Raw genomic sequence first — 16,469 nt, forward strand, 5'->3', positions numbered from 1 at the left:
AGACATCTTGCGAAAATGGCCTCTAATTAAATCAAAGACCTGCGCACATGATGATGATGACCTTGGATCCGAAAAACTAGCCGTTTCCCGCGAGCGCGCCGCCCCGTGGTGGGCTACCCCGCCCGGAGGACCCCTCATAAAAACTTAACTAATGTTCTTAGGAGCAATAAGGCCCAGCGATGCTTCATAGCGAAGCAACTGCACTTCATTTGGCATGAACACTACTTGTTTTCAGCCATCATCATTAACATTCTCCGGAGCTCCGGCTAGGGGATGCATCAAGTGTTGTTCGAGTGATCGCTTTATTATATTGCCTCGCTGGTTTGTCCTTATTGGGATGCCAATACGCGATGAAACAGTCCAGTAAAGTACATATGGGCCTCCAATAATAGTGACCTGCATTCTTCTTCTCTTCTGGGGGTTATGGCTTTATCCACTGGATGGAATAACCATATTTATTGGATTTGTTGTACATTGTCACAACAAAACATGTATTTCGTTTGCAATTTTTTAATGCGGTGTTATTGTCACGCAGCCTTAGAGCAAGAAGCACATAAACAAAACAAAAGATTCAACTCATACTTGCCCCGCACCAGGGGCAATTTTTTTGGCCGAATACTGTCAAACCACATTCTTTTTATTGAATGGGAATTGCGACTGAGGTTTTTCTTCTTGGTGGGAATCAGGTATGCACCTGGAACAGACAAGAGCTTTCAACCTCAGGAAATTCCTAATGCTTTTCGCTTACGCTTGTTGATTACTGGCTGAGTGCCAGGCTACCAAAGACTCTGATGAGGAGACTGCCAACTCCATGGAATCATCGATAAAAAAAGAGCAAGTGAAACTGAGACTCCTGTAGCCCTCCTTGTGAGGGCTTTTTTTGATGTTGCGAAGTCATAATTCATAATTTCTCACTTACCTTGCGTGACTAATTTCTGATTTGTCCTTTCCAGTTCGATCTGCCTGATACCCGCAAAGTTATTATTGCCCTTCTCAATGATGGCCAGTAGCGGCTTAATCCACAAAACGGCCTGGCAATATGTCATTGAGCTGGCGGCAGCGGCACGATCATCGGTTTCGTCAGGTCGGCCGGTATCGGTGTGCATTGCGCTGGCACGTAAACGGTTCGCGTATTCGAGCAGCCCACCAGCGATATCAGCAGGAACAGGCAGATCACAGGTCTTTTCACGGCGGAGAATCTCCCGGTATTCGATAACGGTTTCTTCAGTGTTGGTGTCGATCAGGGAGTTAAGCCTGTTGGCATGTTCGGCAACCTGATTGAACCGATTGAAATTGAGTGCCTGTGTCGCGATCACCTGCCCCTGCAAAGAATTGTCACTTCGAAGAACGTCGTTATCGCTCTGAAGGCTACTTGCGTCGGAGCAACTCTTAACGAGAGCGACCGAAAGGCCAGCAATAACGACAACGCTGATAAGGCCCGGATTAATTTTCATTGGTCCAGCCCCCAGCACGCCAACGCACTTTCTTGATCACGCCGCTCGACCTGCCCATAACAGCCATTCTTCTGGCCTTTTGTCAGGCGGCAATCACGTCCACCGTCTTTAATCCACCAGCGGATCGCTTCGCAGGCCCCTCGTTTGTCGCCAGCGTTAATACGCTGGTAAAACGTCGATGGGAAACATTTACTGGGTCCGATGTTGAAGGGGCAGAAAGAAGCTATTCCAGCCTTCTGAGGCTCACTTAGCGGAACGTGAATATTTCGCTCAACCCAAGCAAGCGCCTTATCTCGTTCGATGGCGTTTACCTGATCGCATTTCGTCTGCGTCAGCTTCATGCCCTGTATAACCGGTTTACCATCAACCATCGTGGCACCGCGGCAAATAGTCCAGATACCTCCGCCGTCTTTGTATGCAGTAAGTCTGTTCCCTTCCTTCTCATTCAGGAACTGATCGAGGATTGTCGGTGCAGATGCTCCAGCAAGCACCAACCCAAGAACAGCCGCGCTCAACTTTGCCCGGTTCCCCATTACTCACCTTCCTTTTGTAATGCCTCAACAACTACGCTTGCCGCAGCCGGGCGTTCGTGCAGAGGTTTATCACCGACCCCTTTCAGGTAGTCATTGACCATTTTTGTTCGCTTCTCGTCTTCTCTACGCCTGCGGTGTGCATCCACCCTTCCGTTTATGTAGGAGGCAAGCGAGATAAGCAGACCAGCAGCGCCAAAGAACATGAACACCAGATCCTGAGTGGTAAATCCAATGGCAGACGCCAGAGCTGCTACCCACGCGAAGAACTGCGTGAAGATGTTCCCTGAATCATTCATTTTCATCGTCTCTCACCTCGCGGTGTGCGGGTGCTGTTTTAAGAATAAAAAAAGCCCGCTTTTGAAGGCGGGCTAATGAGTTGACTATTTGTAAGGTAGGTGTGAGTGATACCTATACTCAGGAGTGAAGCTGTATCGGCTGATTCACTATAGGCTCAGGAGAACCACCGGAGAGGTAGGCACATCCCACAACTCAAAGCGTAGCAGCAGATTACAAAACCATAAAAAAAGGCCTGCTTTTTATGGCAGGCTCTCAAGGAATTTGAAATTTGTATTGTTGTTGTCATGGTGCCGGGTGCCTCCCGGTGACTCTACCCCAGTCAGCAAAGCCGCGCGCATACCTGCAGATAGCAGTTGACTGGAACGCCCTTTCGCTTAGAAAGGATTCACCACACAAATAAAATACGTCTCATTCATTCCCACAGTCAATGATTGCCTGTCGCGAGACCTCTCAGAACACTGGGAAACAAAAAAGGCCGCCTAATGGCAGCCTTTTGAAAATAATTTTAGTCACTTACATCTGAACGCTTCAGGGATAGATGGGTTCTCCCCAGATCGGCAAGAAGGACACCACGATTGAACAATGTGCCTACCATCGCCCATATCCCTGTACCCAAAGTCCTCTGTTTTATAAAACACATGAACTCCAGCATCTGCTGAACACTTTGGACAAGACTTATAATCAATACCTTTATGCACAGCATCTTGTGAATCGTTTAGAGAACATCCACAGACAGCGCAACCTCCCATAGAACTACTCCTTCCTTTGGCTAAAGGATAGCAATAGCAAAGAGCAACGGATATATCGTTGACATAGATCGATTTTTGGGAGGTGAAAGACATACCTAAGTAGGATGCTTAGAGACCACTCTTAACAGGTTACGATAGTTTTTGCGTACGCGTTACACTTTTCGTATCATTGAATCAGCCTGCTTTAGGAAACCTCCTATAGAATTGTAAAGGGAAAGGACATGCCTCAGCGTTCATATAAAATTGAATTCTTTCAATTGAATCTTGTGCCAAATCAAAATTTAGCTTCAGTTCGCGATCTTTTCGAAGCTTTGAGAGATGAAGAATATGATACATCATTTGAAATTGGCGGGTTTACACGTGAGGTTTGGGGGTTAGTATTCGATCGGTTCCCTGAGAGTGTTTGCGGACAGTTTCGGAAATTCAGGGATACAGACATCCCTGAGATTGGCCTCCCCGGCGAAGATGCAGCACAGATAGAGTTAGAGGATGGCGAAGGGCTTATTGAAAAGAACTTTTTCATATACTACGAAGAAAACAATATTCTCGCCTGGCACAGGAACAACCATTCCAGTGGAATCAATCAATTCGTCAATTTCTTAAGCAGTACAGCTGGTATCAGGGTTTCAGCAGGGCCAATTTTACAGTCAGACGCAATTGCGCGTCTTATGAGCGGTGATATTGAATTGAAAAAAATTGAAATCACTTTGCCAAGGCCTACAAATCCAGCACTCTATCCAGATGATGATTTCGGTTCCAGCATTCTCGGCATGATGAATGATGCAGATGCAGATAGCTTAAAAATCAGCATGGGGGTGGATTTAAGAAGAGCAGATACTGAAGGAAGATTAACTAACCGATTAAAAAGGACTTTAAGAAATTTGATGCGTACCGGGGCTACTACAGCTCGAGCTCATGTTTTTGAGGATGGTATTGAATACCCTATCGATCTTGTTGCTGACCGGGTTTTTTCGTGGCAGTCTGTTGAGACGAATTCTCATTTTCCTCCAAGTTTTACAATGTATGGTATCATTGACACAGCTAAAGCAGAATGTCAGGAGGCGTTAGATGGGTACTTTGGTGCAATGGAAGACGCTCTGCTCTAGGTCTGTTATAAGCGCCTTAGTGGTAGGATTATTTTGGTTAAAATCAGATAGTGTAAAAGTTGAGATGTTAGTGAGCGCCTCAGGGGTTATTACTGGATTAGCGGGAACTCTCTTAGGCTTCTTGATCACGTCTATGTCTCTAATAACGGCACTGATGGACAAAAGACTAGTTATAAATATGATCAAAACTGGCCACTACAGACGGTTGATCGCGGATACAATAATGACATGTGCATTTCTACTTTCACTGATTGTAGTTTGTCTAATATGTCTCGTATCCCAAGACTATTTGATCAAGTGTTTCTTCTATATGATAATATTTTTCCTTTGTATAAGTATCCTTTATCTTATAGAAGCAGGCCGACGATTTTCAATGGTGGTATTAAACATTAAATAGTGGAGTCGCTGTAGTATAAGCGACTCCTTAATATTATCTACTTTCTACCATAAGCATAACACCGCTAATGAATCCTAATGCGGTTTGTAGGTCTTTTCGAATCGTTCCATCTGAGCATTTCCGTTTTTTCGCAATAGCTCTCAGTGAAATACCGATCACAAAATGAGCAATAATCAACTCATACTCTTCAGGCTCATAATACTTTAGTCGTGTAACACAACCATCAATCTTAATTCCCTCATCGTCATCACATTGCAGGCGTGACTTTTTACCGTGCGGTAGTAATCCTTTAAAACCAGCAGCGATAGGCTGCCAGTCGACACCACTGCTATCAGCAGCAGCCCAGGCACCCCAGCGGTCCATTACCTCATACATGTCACGCATTTTTCTCTCCAATGTTTTCGATAATTATCATTCCGGTTTCGCCCCATACTTTTGATGTCCGGGCGTCCCAAATGTGGGAATCATCCTCAAACAAGGCGTCCAACAGAGATTTTGTTAAGTTGTCCAGATCGGGCTTTTGCTGATGGGGTTGTCCGTCCATAGCTGCGCGTTTTTTCTTGCTCCAGCTCGTCGGCATCGGCAAAACGAATGTGATATGTGCGCCGTTCTCCGGCACCCGGATTCCATGCAAGTGGGCCTCATCGCAAAACATGCGATAGCGCATCACCGGCGGGCGCTGCTTCCACTTATCAGCGCGGGTCATGCGTGGTTTTCCGACAGGAGTGATGAGATATTTAGGCATAGAACACTCCCAGCTCTAACTGGACCTGCTCCAGCAGCTGCAACTCGGTACCGAAGTTTCTCTCCCATTGCTTACGGCCAGCATGAATGGCCACACCATAACCGCCGTTGCGATGGTGCATATGGCACAGAGGAATTGATTTCCGATGGTCAGCGCGCTGGCTTGCGCCCTGCCCGGTTCGGATGTGGTGGATTTCCGCAGGCGTTTCGCCCAGGTTCTGATTTCTGCACACGATGCAGCCCAGTGCGGCCACACGCGAAAGATGGAGGCTATCTGCTTTCTTCATGCTGGACCACCAGCATAAGCAGAAACACCGCACATAGACGGACGGTGAGAGTTGTTTAGGGTAATGCTCTGCGCCATTTTGATTCCTCAGGTTGGCGCAGTAATCAGTGGGTGTTCAGCCCGTTTGATTATTATAAATCAACACTTACGGCTTGAGAACCTTAAGGTCATTTCGCAAGGAGTTTAGGTTTACAACCCGATCTTCATCACCCAGAACCTGGGATGAAAGCCTGTCACCTTCCCGGCGAATCAGTGTGCGCAAGGCATTACTGGTCACCAGGTAGTCGGTGATTTCACCATCGCTAAGACATAAAACAAGCAGTCCGTCTTTGGTGAGACCGGCGGCAAATTCATTCAATTTCATGGGCACATCCCTAAAATGGATTTCCCCTTGCGGGGGCTGTCCTTTTCTCCCTGCATACTGATTTCATTAAGGGTTCCGCTAACCAGACGTCTAATAGGTTAGAAAGAGCAATTTCGTTTAATTGTTCTGTCTAACCGATCGGCAATCAATACACAGGAAGCAGTCGTTTTTTGCTAAATAACTGGCCTATCATCAGTGTCAGTTATTTTGTTTAGCAGGTGAGTTACAACGCCAAGCACATCGGCATCATCAAGCGCATCACCTTCAATAGCCTCACCATCTGTTGTGATAAGAGCTTTTCCCTGCACTGTGGCAAGGTTCAGTCTTCCGCAGAAACAAATCAGCACTATGTCGCCAACGCCAGGCGTTCTGGCAACATTTATTATCGCGTACCCGGCTGGTGTTTCGATTGTTCGGCAATTGCAGTCGTTGCCGAAAATGTTGGCGAGTGAGATTGTCTGTTCTGCATAGTCTGCTGCTGATGATGGATAACCCATGATAGCCACCCCTGACAATTAACTGTATATTTATACAGTAACCCTATGTGCACAAATGATCAATGCCTTAAGAGCACAAATTGCCTGTTATTTGTCAGCAGGATAAATCAGAATCCAATTTAATTATTTGAATTTAATAGATTTATCAATTAATTATAACTTCCAACTGACATAGCTAAGGTAGATTTTCGCCTATCAAAGGCAAAGCAAACTACGAAGGGATTGCATCGAATTCACGACCTCAAGCGGTTTTCGATCATTTCTGTCGCTGTATAAAAAGTAACAAAAAACCTCCCTTAAGGAGGTTTTTAATTGTCGCGAAGTGTTTAATGCCCTAAGCGTTTAACCGTAACTGCCATAAGGTTGATTAAGGCAACTGCTACACTCCCTAATGTGCCTATAGCAACGTTACTCATTTCAACTATACCCAACCCAAGAAGAATAAAAAGGACCAAGCATGTCAATATGGTTAAACAAAAGACACATAAAAGCAGTGAAACAAAAAGCCTAAAGAAAAGACTTTTTTTATAATGTCGCATTTAAGTCCCCTTAAATGCGAAGAAGTCACCGGAGTTGTTCAGGCTCCGATGACATGATTATGGCGGGTTGATGATGGAAAATCAAACAAGAAGATTCATGCTTCATAAACAGAATCGTTCGCAGCAGTAATACGACTTTTAATCGACAGCCCTGTGAAGCAATTAGTCATTGAGCACGTCTGCCACTTATGCCAAAGCCCTCCATTTATGGATACTTCTAATATGTCGTCATTCCCTTTAATCCTGACCCCCTCATAAAGCATATCAAGTCGCTCAATCACTAATCCTCCCGGTACTTCCATCCTGATTACTAGGGCAAACTCTCCGGGTGCGCTGCGTATCGTGATTCTTGCTCCAATACACTCTACATCCCAATTGTCTGTTTTGGCGTGCCACTCATTCTCATGGATAAGAAGGGTTTCCTGGCCGATGGAATTACTAAATACGCCCGATAGGAGCATCGGCCCATCGGGATGTTCGGAGGGTTTTACAGATAATATTGGCTGCTCATTAACGACAATCAAATGCTGGCAGTTATGAAACTTGACCCCTGCGAATTTGACTGTTATCGGCGCATTATGAAAATCAAACATTTCACTTGCAAAACCCTCCTGCCTACACTTCGGGTTACGATCAGCCATTTCAACCGTATGCGCAGACAGCCTTCCGCGCGCTCGTTTTTGATTACACTGCGAGCAAAGAAGCGTCATTCCCTTCGGGTCATGAACTTTTGCATCCACAAAGTCAGGTTTAAAATGCTCGTAGTCATAAAAACCAAACCCGCAAATCACACAGCCAAAACCACATCGCCGCCTAACTTCTCGCTTAACCTCTTCAGGAATGTAACGTGATAGACCGTGTTTGTTTTTTCCTTCCATAACTGGACCAAGAAAAATGAGATAATTCTTACTCTATCAGAACATATCATAATTGTGTGGGCTTGCTTACAACCTCCCCCTTTTTTTTGGGTGAGTTCTCATTCTAAAGCGCCACATCCTACTAGAATGAGCCCCCCGGCAACTACACGGGTTAGGTACTTTTCCCCCTCAGTCCACCAGCCCTCGGTGTAATTTGTGCATTTGAGAAGTAATAAATTGCTCTCTTTGCCCCCACCAACTCTTTCCATTTTTCTTGAAGCAACTGCGGGGCTGCTGCCACTCCATCAGGTGGGAAAGACAATCCCGCGCGGATGCCTCGGCAACCGTTCGAACAGCGGACCTCTGCAGAACCCCAGTTCATTACCCGGCTGCGGACCCTCAGTGCAGGAGGCATGCCGCATACAGGGCATTTCGGTAAATCAGTCATTTCCCATCCCCTGCAGCAGATGTTTGTGGCGACGCAGCTCGCGAACGGCACCCTGCAGACGCTGCAGGTTTGCCAGCTTCGCTTTCGTGCGGCGGATTTCAGTCGAGATATAGCGCGAGGACGGAATAATCAGATCATCCGGACGGCTGGCGAAAGCCGGGATATCCCCAATAATTTCTACCAGGGTTTTGCTTTCCGGTACCGATGCGGCTTTGACTTCCGCTGCTGCGGGCTCCTGCTGCTCTGGCTGTATTGCCGGCCCCCCCGGGAGCTCCAGGTGATGTTTTTCCCGTCCACATGGCGCAGCACCAGACCGTCCTTGCACATTGCACCCAGCGAAGCATTCAGGGCTCGCGGGCTTTTACCCAGCTTTTCAGCGACCTGATTGGCGCTCATAGCCCCCTGCCCCTGCATTGCTGACAAAACCCTCTCCACCAGTGGGGATGTCTGCTTGGGTCTGATACGCTTCGGTTTCTGCTCTTTCGCGGTACCGAGAGACCATGCCCCATCGTAAAAATCACATAACCCCTGCTCTTTCTGCTCGCGCAGCATGTTAAGCGCTTCAACGGGCTCGATATCCAGACGGGCAGCAACCTCGCGATATGTCGCTTTTTTCATGGCTCTCAGTGCATCAAGTACGGTTTCCATAAATATTCTCCTGATAAAATTCAGTTAGATCAGACCCTGAAGCCCGCTTTTGCCGCGGCCTCAATGTCGTATTTGTAATATTCATCGTCAAAGGAACTGCGCATCACTCCGCTGTGAGCGACAGGTGCCAGTTTCAGTACCAGGTCATCCCATTTTTCACGCAACTTCGCCGGGCTCAGTACGTTTCGGCACCAGAACGGGTCGCTCTGGACTCGCTTGAACATGTCGCAAATCTGGCGGTGTGTGCGCCCGTCGATAGTGCGCATCAGCCGGATCTCGTTTGCCCATGCGTTCCAGTTTGGTTCTCTGGGGCGAGCAATTTCACCATCGGTTTCGGCTGCCTGTTCATACAGAGTTCGGATCCTGGAAAATATCCAGCTTGCGCATTGATGATCTTCTGGTGTGCCCCATTTTTTCGTGGCCGGTATTTTTTTGACTGAATCTTCGCCGTCTGGAGATTCGCCAGAATTTCCGGACGAAGAGATCTGTTTTAATGATGGATCTGTAGTTACTGACGGATCGTGTCCAGATTCTGAACCCTGAGAACCCTGTTTATTCGCGTTTTCTGAACGTTCGGGATTTGAACGTTCAGAACCTGAATGTTCAGAATCTGAATCATCAGGGTTGGCTAACCCCTTGTTTAATGGGTGTCCAGATTTTGAACGTTCAGAATCTGAACTATGAAAATATGCTGCCGCCGTGCGTAATTTTTCAGCATTCAGCGTGTATAAATTAGTGCCGCTGCGCTGGCCGTTTCGACGTTCGGTACGGGTTAACCATCCGTCTGCCTCAAGCTGGGTTATCGCAGTTATCACAGTGCTGCGCCCGGCCCCAAGCTGGCGGGCAATGGTGGCAACAGACGGCCAGCACACCCCCTCATCCGAGCTAAAATCGGCCAGGCGAGCCATAACCAGCAGTTTTATGCCCTTGACACCCTGTGCGGCACAACCGTCCCACACCCAAGAAGATAATTTCACGCTCACGACTTCACCTCAGTGAACTTAATTTCAAACTCTCGGCGCCCTGTTTCACTGACGCCGGTGTGCCCCTCCCGGCGATATGACACGCGGAGCTGGGATGCACGTAAAACAGTCACCATGCGCCCGCGTTCGTCGCGGTACCGCTTCCCTGGAATGATTTCACCGCGGCGATCCACTGGCTCCTGAGCGGGTCGGTCATTCATCGCGTTTTTCATGCGCTCTGCCAATGCGCTCGCTAATTCCTGAGAAGTACGCATAGTTGCCTCCAGAATGTTATGCAGCCCGATGGCTGTTCATGATTTGAACCTTTACGCCCACCAGCTGCGCCAGCGCGTCTATCGCTTCCAGAGTTTCTCGCCTGATTACCGGTTGTGGTTTCCCGGTGAATACCGCGTTGGTAGCTTCAATACACTCTTTGTTCACTCTGGCGGCCCGGTAGAGCATGCAGTCCTTCTGCTCCAGCTCGTTATCAATCGCGGCGCGCACCGCATAGCTCAGCGCCTCTGCCTGCTTGAGATAATTCGGCGTATCGTTTCTGAAGGCGCGCTGAATAACCTGCTTATTGTTGTGCAACCGGCGCGCATACTCGTCAGGGTCGGTTACGTCATTGAGAGTCAGCAGCAAATCACCAAAATGATGCAGGGTTATCAGCTGCGTGACCGTCTTCCAGCCCTTTTCCTGTGCCCAGGACTCCAGCTCGCATGCCAGCTTTTTGATTTCCATCAGTCAGTATCCTCCTGAGCTGTTGTGTTATTTTTTTGCTTGTAATCAGGCCAAATCTCAGCCCAATCGCTTGGGCGCATATCAGCTCGAGAAACCTTCCCATCAGTGAAGGTTTCGATAACGATGCATCGACTTGGCGAAATAGCAGCCCGCCCCGTTGCAAGTTGGGAGAGGTAAGATTTCGAAATCCCAAGGTGTTGCTCCAGCGCCTTGCGGATCTTTGGCCCACCGGCTTTCAAAAAGTCATTGAGTTGCATAATTGCTCCTGTGTGTTGAGCTTTAAGTTTATAAACCACTAAACATTAATGTCAAGTTTTTGCTTGTTTAGAAATTACTAATCAAAATGACTGCATGGACACAAAAGAAATCAGGCGCAAGCGCCTAGCGGCATGGTTTTCTAGCAGAACCTTGCCTGAGAAAGAGAAGAGCTACCTTTCACAGCTGATCAACGGCAAAGCGTCGTTCGGCGAGAGAGCAGCGCGCCGCATCGAAAGAGATTACGGCATGGCTCCTGGTTATCTTGATGAAGAGCCTAAGGGTGATGAGACACGAACTCCGCGACCATTTGACGCGCGCCATGAAGAATTGCTTGATCTGTTCGACAGCTTGGCTGAATGGGAAAAAGAGCAGCACATGGTAAACCTCAGAGCCCAAGTAAACTCAATAGACAATGAGCTCAAGGCAAGGCTGAAAGGTAAGTCCAAACAGGAAATCCTTCAGATCCTGAAAGACCTAGAGATAGACTAACTCCCCCTAAGGCCGCTTCTTGCGGTCTTTTTTTCCTCCAAATACAACCACATCCAAAATTTCACGCCTTTTTGTTTACTATTAACTTTACATGTTTGTTTATATACTTATAAACTTAGTCCAACAAAACACGCAGTAATCAGTAAACGTTCCGCCTACCCGGCGATAAGGGTGATTAGCCAAGCAAAGTAGCAAACAGGGGTTCGAGATGGAAAAAGCATACGAAGAGTATTTCAACAGTCTGGCTGAGGGTGAAGAAGCACTGAGCTTTTCCGAGTTCGTCCAGGCAGTTTCTTGAATGTGGCGTAAGCCAAAGTCTTGAAGGCGGTTTTCTCAGGTTGCGCGCTAAAGCATAGCGGGGAGAACCTGGGGCGGAGAGCAAACCCCGCGTTGCAGGACTTGAAATACCTGCACAGACCAATAAGCCGACTGGCAGCGAAACTGCCCTTTACATCTGCCCCGGCGAGGTGGCGCCGCCAGACCAGGGCAGATGAATCGTCCACAACATGGAGGCGCATTCCACTCTTTCACTAATGGGGATTGGTTTGTTAGCTGGCGGAGTGTGCTTCCAGTTGTGGGCAATCGAAATTGTGGATGGCTGTTAATAACCTTATAGGGGATTCATTATGACAGACTTTAATCGTCAACCATCACGGCAACAGGCAGTCCGCCTTAACTGGTTTGAAATAAAACTTCGAAAACTTTGTTATTTGCTTGCTCAAAAAGGCAACCCTGAATTCTGAAGGTTAATAGCGTCGATAAAACGCAATAACCTGACTGTCAATTAATTATACACGATTAAAAACCATGCCTTAAACGGCAGGAATTCTCTCAACCTAAAACAAGGTGTCTGAAATGAAATTAGAAGTATCAACCATTGAAATGGGTCTTGCAATAGTAAACAAAGAAATTGCGACATTTAATATTAACGGGATTATTTCTGGCGTGGTTCATCTACCATCCTCTGGCCCTGTAACCGTTGTACTTGATGGTGGCTATGTGCTGGGCGAGTTTCATTGTCCAGTATGCGCTGTTAAGCACATTAGCTTGCTGTCTGTGAACTTCACAGAAGCACAGAACGCCTGCGGCATGTCCTATTACGATTACAAACGCCAACTTCTTAACTGATATGGATGACATCATTTGTCATTGCGCCGTTTGCTGCCGCGAATATAAAAAATCGGAAATGCACGAAAGGAAAACAGACATATACCCCTTCAAACGCACGATTTATTTATGTGAGCAATGCAATGAAAAAAGAGAAAGGCGTAACGCGTTAAAAAAGGTTAAGCGTGTTATTCGTAAACCATATCGCTAAACATCACACACCAAAAAATTAATAGAGGTAATTATGTCTGTTGAATTAAAAGTTTTCGGCGGTGCTTATTTTCCAAAAGATAAAGCCTTGAAAAAATACCCGGACTTAAAGCCGCTTGCTACAGCAGTAAATTCGGCTACAAAAGCCATTGCTGAAGCTGTTATTTTCGGCAAGCTGGCGGCTGAACATCCTGAACATATAGATGATTATTTTAAGGTGAAAATTTGGGAGCACCACGAAGACCTTCCATGTCCTGAGCTTGATGTGTTTAGCGCTGATTTCTTTGGTGAGCACGTTGTCTGGAATACCAATCGAGGTGAACCAGCTGCTGCGCCACAACCAGAAATCGATAATAACGAAACCGTGCACGCGGCGGGTATGAAGATTGTACGCAACCTTGACCAGGACTCCCGCGCGGCATGCCTCGCCCTCTTCGGCGCAGTGGAGGAGATCACCGATTCGCAATTCGGTCAGGTAGTCGATTTAAATAACGACGACGATGGCAGCTTCCAACGAGAACTGGCCCAGGCTTTTGTGAAGGAACCTCGCGTGTTTGCCCTGAGCGGTGAGCGGCAGGAAGAACTACTGGCGTGGATTCGCAAGACTATGAAGGTCTCAACTCAGTGGCCTGATATCAAAAAAGGTATCACTAAATGGATCGACACTCCGGCAGCAAAGCGTGAGCCTGTTGCTACCGACATCAAACCGGACACAGAAGCCAGCCTGGGCGGTAATACCCCTACCGATCGCAGTCCTGATCTGGTGCATAATCTCGCAACTCTCCGCCTGGAAACCGCACTGGGCATTCTCTCGGCCGCGATGGATTTTGATATTTATGCCATTCCATCCGAAATTATCCGCCGCGCCAAAGAAATGGAAAGCGAGGGAAGAGATCCGCGCTTTTCTGCCTGGTGGAATAAATTACGCGGCACTCCGGGCATCCTGGACTTCTCCCGCGCCTCCATTATCGCGCTGATTAAAACCGCTCCGGAAGACCTTTACCTGAAGCCGGTCGATCTGCGTGCATATATTAACCGCAATCTGGTTGAATCGAATCATGCGAAACCGGATCAGAAAACAATCGATATCGCATGCGGCAATATCAAGTTGGAGACTGAAAATGATGAAACCAAACCGTCTGTACCGGGCGAAACTCTTCCACCAGCAGTTTGCCCTGGCAAAGCTGCGCAACTCGACAAAGAACTCAGCGAGGCATTCGCTCCGAACACGACTCCTGAAAAGCAAGCCGGCGGTCAGCCGCGTGTCGAGAACCTGGGTGGAGGAGTCTTCTCAGTCGATGCTCTGATAAATACCCCCTCCTCAAATGAAGTCGAAAAACAGGAAGTGCCTCCAGCTCAAGACGTTCGCGAAGCACCAGACGAACGCGAATTTTCGATTTTGCACGCACTAAATGATCTGATTTCTGGCCGCACCAATATCATGGGGAAAGAAGAGGCTGAGGGCGTGGTGGCATGCACAGGTCACCTCGTTTCCGATGTTATCCCGCTACTGATGGAAGATATCACCACCACTGAATATTGCCTGTCTCCTGTGTTTACCAACGAGGAGATCCACGATGTGGCAACAACCATGCTGGATAGCTGGTCCGACGATATTAGCGTTCGTCAGAAAATAGCTCTTGATGCGATCGTGGAATACCGCCGCCCCGAAGCACCAAAATCGGTATTGCTCGATACACCAGCTGTAACAGCAAAACCTCAAAAGGCAGCTGATCCTGACCGTGAGGAACCAGATCTGTCGGCGGCATCCTCATACCTACAACAGCTAACGATCGCCGCACTGCAGGGCTTATGTTCCAACCCGGCTTATTGCAATCAGTATGAGGAATTACCGGCTATGGCCGCCGGACTTGCCCGTAGCGTTATCAACCATCAGGAAGGCTCCTGTGCGTCTGATTAACCGTAGCAAGGGAGACAGTATCGGCGGTCCAGCATGCGCCGCGGCGCTCAAATGCCATTTTGAGAAATATGGCGCGCATGGTCGCAGCGACAAGCAGACTTTTTACACCATCAAGTTCCAAGGGAGAAAAATTACGGTTGAGGTTGTTAACCGCCCCCGTAGTTACGTGGCCACGGCAATGACAGGTGCCAGGCATCTCCGGTGCCTCCCTGGCCTTGGTCGGTGATTTTTGACAATCAATAGACTATCTGCCGCTGCGATATCGTGGCGGCGTCATGGAGTTAAGCATGGCGCAAATCATTTTTGATGAAGAGTGGATGGTGGCGGGAAAGCTAACTGAAAAAACGGGGCTGGATGACAGGCAAATAAAAGCTTATCGCCTCGGATGCTGGATTGAAGGGGTTCATTTTAAGCGAGTACCCGCGGTACCCGGCGGAGAAAACAAACGCGCTTTGGTCTGGTACAACTTCCCGCTGATTAATAGATTTATTCAGGAAGCATGATGAACTTTCCAACCGGCGTTGAACTTCATAACGGAAAAATAAGGATCACGTTTACCTATCGCGGCATTCGCTGCCGCGAAGTTCTCCGTGGCTGGGTGGTTAACAGCAGCAACATCAAGAAGGCTGGAAACCTTCGCGCCGCCATCGTGAGTGAGATACAGTTCGGCCAGTTCGACTACGCGGCGCGCTTCCCTGAATCGAAGGCTCTTAAAAAATTCTCATCAACTAAGCGGATCACGACGTTTAAAGAGCTGAGCGATTTTTTCATTGATACAAAAGCGCTGGAGGTGTCAGGGGCAACACTGCACTCTCTCACATCTGCAGTTAATACCCTGAAGCGTGTTGTGGGAGAAAATACTCCCCTTGCTGATATTCAGCACGCCGACATCCTGAATTACCGTAAAGAGCTGCTGACCGGCAGCGTATTAAACCCATCAATGCCTAATCTGGTTAAAAAGGGACGCGCGCCCTCAACAGTCAATAAACAGATGGCGGTTTTATCAGAAATGCTGAAGCTTGCGAATCGAAGTCAGTTTATATTACACGCTCCTTATGAGGGCGTGTCCAGGCTCAAGCTATCTAAGGCAGACCCCGATCCGCTTCTACTTCATGAGTACCAGGCACTGATTGCCGCCCTTCCCCGAAAACTGGCTTTGATCATCATTGTAGCCGTCCATACGGGAATGAGGCCCGGCGAGATTTGTGCTCTGGCGTGGGAGGATATCGATCTGAGGAAAGGTGAGATTCACGTATCAAGAAGCCTGACGAACAAGCGGGTGTTTGTGCCGCCAAAAACAGATGCAGGCATCAGAACGATTACACTGCTTAAGCCTGCTCATGATGCGCTGCTCGAGCAGTTCGAAATCACCGGCAATAACCCAAGACAGCAGATCGTTTTCCATCACCGTGAAATTGGCAAAACCGAGCCGCAAAATCTGCGTTTTGTATTTACTCCTGAAAAGAAATCGTCAGTGAATGAGAGCTTTTTTTCCAAAAATTCGATTTCGTATGGATGGAAACGGGGAACTAAACTTTCTGGAATACGTGAGAGAAACCCTTATCAGTCCCGCCATACATACGCCTGCTGGACGCTTATGGCCGGTGCTAACCCTTCCTTTATCGCCAGCCAGATGGGCCATGAGGACGCGCGTATGGTGTATGAGGTTTACTCGAAGTGGATCGGCGATATGAACCAGGATCAGGTCAATATGCTGAACAATCAGATGCCGACAGCTATGCCCCCAGGACGCCCCCAAGGTATTGGGAACATTAAAAAAGTCATTTAATTTCATGACGCTGGTTTCAAACTACATAATCAGCGTTAAACTATTCATACTATTTATTCCCGGAGAAAAGATG

The 16,469-nt window shown here is 47.8% G+C and carries 21 protein-coding genes and 1 pseudogene; 7 read left to right on the forward strand and 15 right to left on the reverse strand.

Going from position 1 to position 16,469, the window contains the following annotated elements; genetic code table 11:
• Nucleotides 1-911: 911 nt before the first annotated feature.
• Genes AB8818_RS05420 through AB8818_RS05430 form a run of 3 tightly spaced genes read right to left on the reverse strand, consistent with a single transcriptional unit; the run spans nucleotide 912 to nucleotide 2,289 of the window.
• Nucleotides 912-1,454: a hypothetical protein gene (locus AB8818_RS05420; RefSeq protein WP_371199834.1), complete on the reverse strand. Its 543-nt coding sequence runs from the start codon at nucleotides 1,452-1,454 to the stop codon at nucleotides 912-914.
• Nucleotides 1,451-1,987 carry a lysozyme gene (locus AB8818_RS05425; protein WP_371199835.1) on the reverse strand — a complete coding sequence of 179 codons (537 nt, stop codon included), beginning with the start codon at nucleotides 1,985-1,987 and terminating at the stop codon, nucleotides 1,451-1,453. The genes AB8818_RS05420 and AB8818_RS05425 overlap by 4 nt, the downstream gene beginning before the upstream one ends.
• Nucleotides 1,987-2,289: a hypothetical protein gene (locus AB8818_RS05430; protein ID WP_069598411.1), complete on the reverse strand. Its 303-nt coding sequence runs from the start codon at nucleotides 2,287-2,289 to the stop codon at nucleotides 1,987-1,989. The genes AB8818_RS05425 and AB8818_RS05430 overlap by 1 nt, the downstream gene beginning before the upstream one ends.
• A 965-nt stretch (nucleotides 2,290-3,254) precedes the next feature.
• Here AB8818_RS05430 and AB8818_RS05435 point away from each other — a divergent pair.
• Complete coding sequence (locus AB8818_RS05435; RefSeq protein WP_371199836.1) at nucleotides 3,255-4,139, forward strand: DUF6731 family protein; 885 nt, start codon at nucleotides 3,255-3,257, stop codon at nucleotides 4,137-4,139.
• Nucleotides 4,140-4,569: 430 nt separating this feature from the next.
• On the opposite strand, the gene AB8818_RS05440 is transcribed toward AB8818_RS05435, so the two are convergent.
• From AB8818_RS05440 to AB8818_RS05495, 12 genes and pseudogenes are all read right to left on the reverse strand, one after another.
• Nucleotides 4,570-4,920: an antiterminator Q family protein gene (locus AB8818_RS05440; RefSeq protein ID WP_371199837.1), complete on the reverse strand. Its 351-nt coding sequence runs from the start codon at nucleotides 4,918-4,920 to the stop codon at nucleotides 4,570-4,572.
• Nucleotides 4,913-5,281: a RusA family crossover junction endodeoxyribonuclease gene (locus tag AB8818_RS05445; RefSeq protein ID WP_333079758.1), complete on the reverse strand. Its 369-nt coding sequence runs from the start codon at nucleotides 5,279-5,281 to the stop codon at nucleotides 4,913-4,915. The genes AB8818_RS05440 and AB8818_RS05445 overlap by 8 nt, the downstream gene beginning before the upstream one ends.
• Complete coding sequence (locus AB8818_RS05450) at nucleotides 5,274-5,567, reverse strand: Ref family recombination enhancement nuclease (protein WP_039261958.1); 294 nt, start codon at nucleotides 5,565-5,567, stop codon at nucleotides 5,274-5,276. Before AB8818_RS05450 ends, AB8818_RS05445 begins: the two co-directional genes overlap by 8 nt.
• A gap of 144 nt (nucleotides 5,568-5,711) precedes the next feature.
• Nucleotides 5,712-5,930, reverse strand: a complete 219-nt coding sequence (locus AB8818_RS05455; protein ID WP_047747802.1) for a hypothetical protein — start codon at nucleotides 5,928-5,930, stop codon at nucleotides 5,712-5,714.
• A 173-nt stretch (nucleotides 5,931-6,103) separates the two neighbouring features.
• Nucleotides 6,104-6,427, reverse strand: coding sequence for a hypothetical protein (locus AB8818_RS05460; protein WP_371199838.1), 324 nt, complete (start codon nucleotides 6,425-6,427; stop codon nucleotides 6,104-6,106).
• 634 nt (nucleotides 6,428-7,061) lie between these two features.
• Nucleotides 7,062-7,844 carry a hypothetical protein gene (locus AB8818_RS05465; protein WP_371199839.1) on the reverse strand — a complete coding sequence of 261 codons (783 nt, stop codon included), beginning with the start codon at nucleotides 7,842-7,844 and terminating at the stop codon, nucleotides 7,062-7,064.
• Between the two features lie 419 nt (nucleotides 7,845-8,263).
• Entirely contained in the window at nucleotides 8,264-8,596 is a 333-nt protein-coding gene (locus AB8818_RS05470; protein ID WP_371199840.1) for a DUF1627 domain-containing protein, read from the reverse strand.
• A gap of 38 nt (nucleotides 8,597-8,634) precedes the next feature.
• Nucleotides 8,635-8,919, reverse strand: a pseudogene (locus AB8818_RS05475) (hypothetical protein); the annotation flags it as partial.
• Between the two features lie 29 nt (nucleotides 8,920-8,948).
• Nucleotides 8,949-9,902 carry a helix-turn-helix domain-containing protein gene (locus AB8818_RS05480; RefSeq protein WP_371199841.1) on the reverse strand — a complete coding sequence of 318 codons (954 nt, stop codon included), beginning with the start codon at nucleotides 9,900-9,902 and terminating at the stop codon, nucleotides 8,949-8,951.
• Nucleotides 9,899-10,156 carry a DUF4222 domain-containing protein gene (locus AB8818_RS05485; protein ID WP_371199842.1) on the reverse strand — a complete coding sequence of 86 codons (258 nt, stop codon included), beginning with the start codon at nucleotides 10,154-10,156 and terminating at the stop codon, nucleotides 9,899-9,901. Before AB8818_RS05485 ends, AB8818_RS05480 begins: the two co-directional genes overlap by 4 nt.
• Before the next feature lie 16 nt (nucleotides 10,157-10,172).
• Nucleotides 10,173-10,622 (reverse strand): hypothetical protein, encoded by a 450-nt coding sequence (locus tag AB8818_RS05490; RefSeq protein WP_333079750.1) that lies wholly within the window; start codon nucleotides 10,620-10,622, stop codon nucleotides 10,173-10,175.
• Nucleotides 10,622-10,879, reverse strand: coding sequence for a YdaS family helix-turn-helix protein (locus AB8818_RS05495; protein ID WP_047747799.1), 258 nt, complete (start codon nucleotides 10,877-10,879; stop codon nucleotides 10,622-10,624). Before AB8818_RS05495 ends, AB8818_RS05490 begins: the two co-directional genes overlap by 1 nt.
• Nucleotides 10,880-10,973: 94 nt before the next feature.
• Here AB8818_RS05495 and AB8818_RS05500 point away from each other — a divergent pair, with 94 nt between their 5' ends.
• The 6 genes from AB8818_RS05500 to AB8818_RS05525 all read left to right on the forward strand — a co-directional run bounded on the left by AB8818_RS05500 (nucleotide 10,974) and on the right by AB8818_RS05525 (nucleotide 16,396).
• Nucleotides 10,974-11,369, forward strand: a complete 396-nt coding sequence (locus AB8818_RS05500) for a hypothetical protein (protein ID WP_371199843.1) — start codon at nucleotides 10,974-10,976, stop codon at nucleotides 11,367-11,369.
• A gap of 855 nt (nucleotides 11,370-12,224) precedes the next feature.
• Nucleotides 12,225-12,497, forward strand: a complete 273-nt coding sequence (locus AB8818_RS05505) for a hypothetical protein (protein WP_371199844.1) — start codon at nucleotides 12,225-12,227, stop codon at nucleotides 12,495-12,497.
• Between the two features lie 223 nt (nucleotides 12,498-12,720).
• Nucleotides 12,721-14,607: an exodeoxyribonuclease VIII gene (locus AB8818_RS05510; RefSeq protein WP_371199845.1), complete on the forward strand. Its 1,887-nt coding sequence runs from the start codon at nucleotides 12,721-12,723 to the stop codon at nucleotides 14,605-14,607.
• Nucleotides 14,594-14,833 (forward strand): DUF4060 family protein, encoded by a 240-nt coding sequence (locus tag AB8818_RS05515; protein ID WP_010429806.1) that lies wholly within the window; start codon nucleotides 14,594-14,596, stop codon nucleotides 14,831-14,833. The genes AB8818_RS05510 and AB8818_RS05515 overlap by 14 nt, the downstream gene beginning before the upstream one ends.
• A gap of 61 nt (nucleotides 14,834-14,894) precedes the next feature.
• Nucleotides 14,895-15,110 (forward strand): excisionase family protein, encoded by a 216-nt coding sequence (gene xisR, locus AB8818_RS05520; protein ID WP_370972564.1) that lies wholly within the window; start codon nucleotides 14,895-14,897, stop codon nucleotides 15,108-15,110.
• The gene (locus AB8818_RS05525; protein WP_371199869.1) at nucleotides 15,110-16,396 is read left to right on the forward strand and encodes an Arm DNA-binding domain-containing protein; all 1,287 of its coding nucleotides are present in this window, start codon (nucleotides 15,110-15,112) and stop codon (nucleotides 16,394-16,396) included. Before xisR ends, AB8818_RS05525 begins: the two co-directional genes overlap by 1 nt.
• Nucleotides 16,397-16,469: the final 73 nt, after the last annotated feature.

This window comes from Enterobacter sp. KB-280D8 (assembly GCF_041399405.1).
GTDB classification, from domain to species: Bacteria; Pseudomonadota; Gammaproteobacteria; order Enterobacterales; family Enterobacteriaceae; genus Enterobacter; species Enterobacter cloacae_N.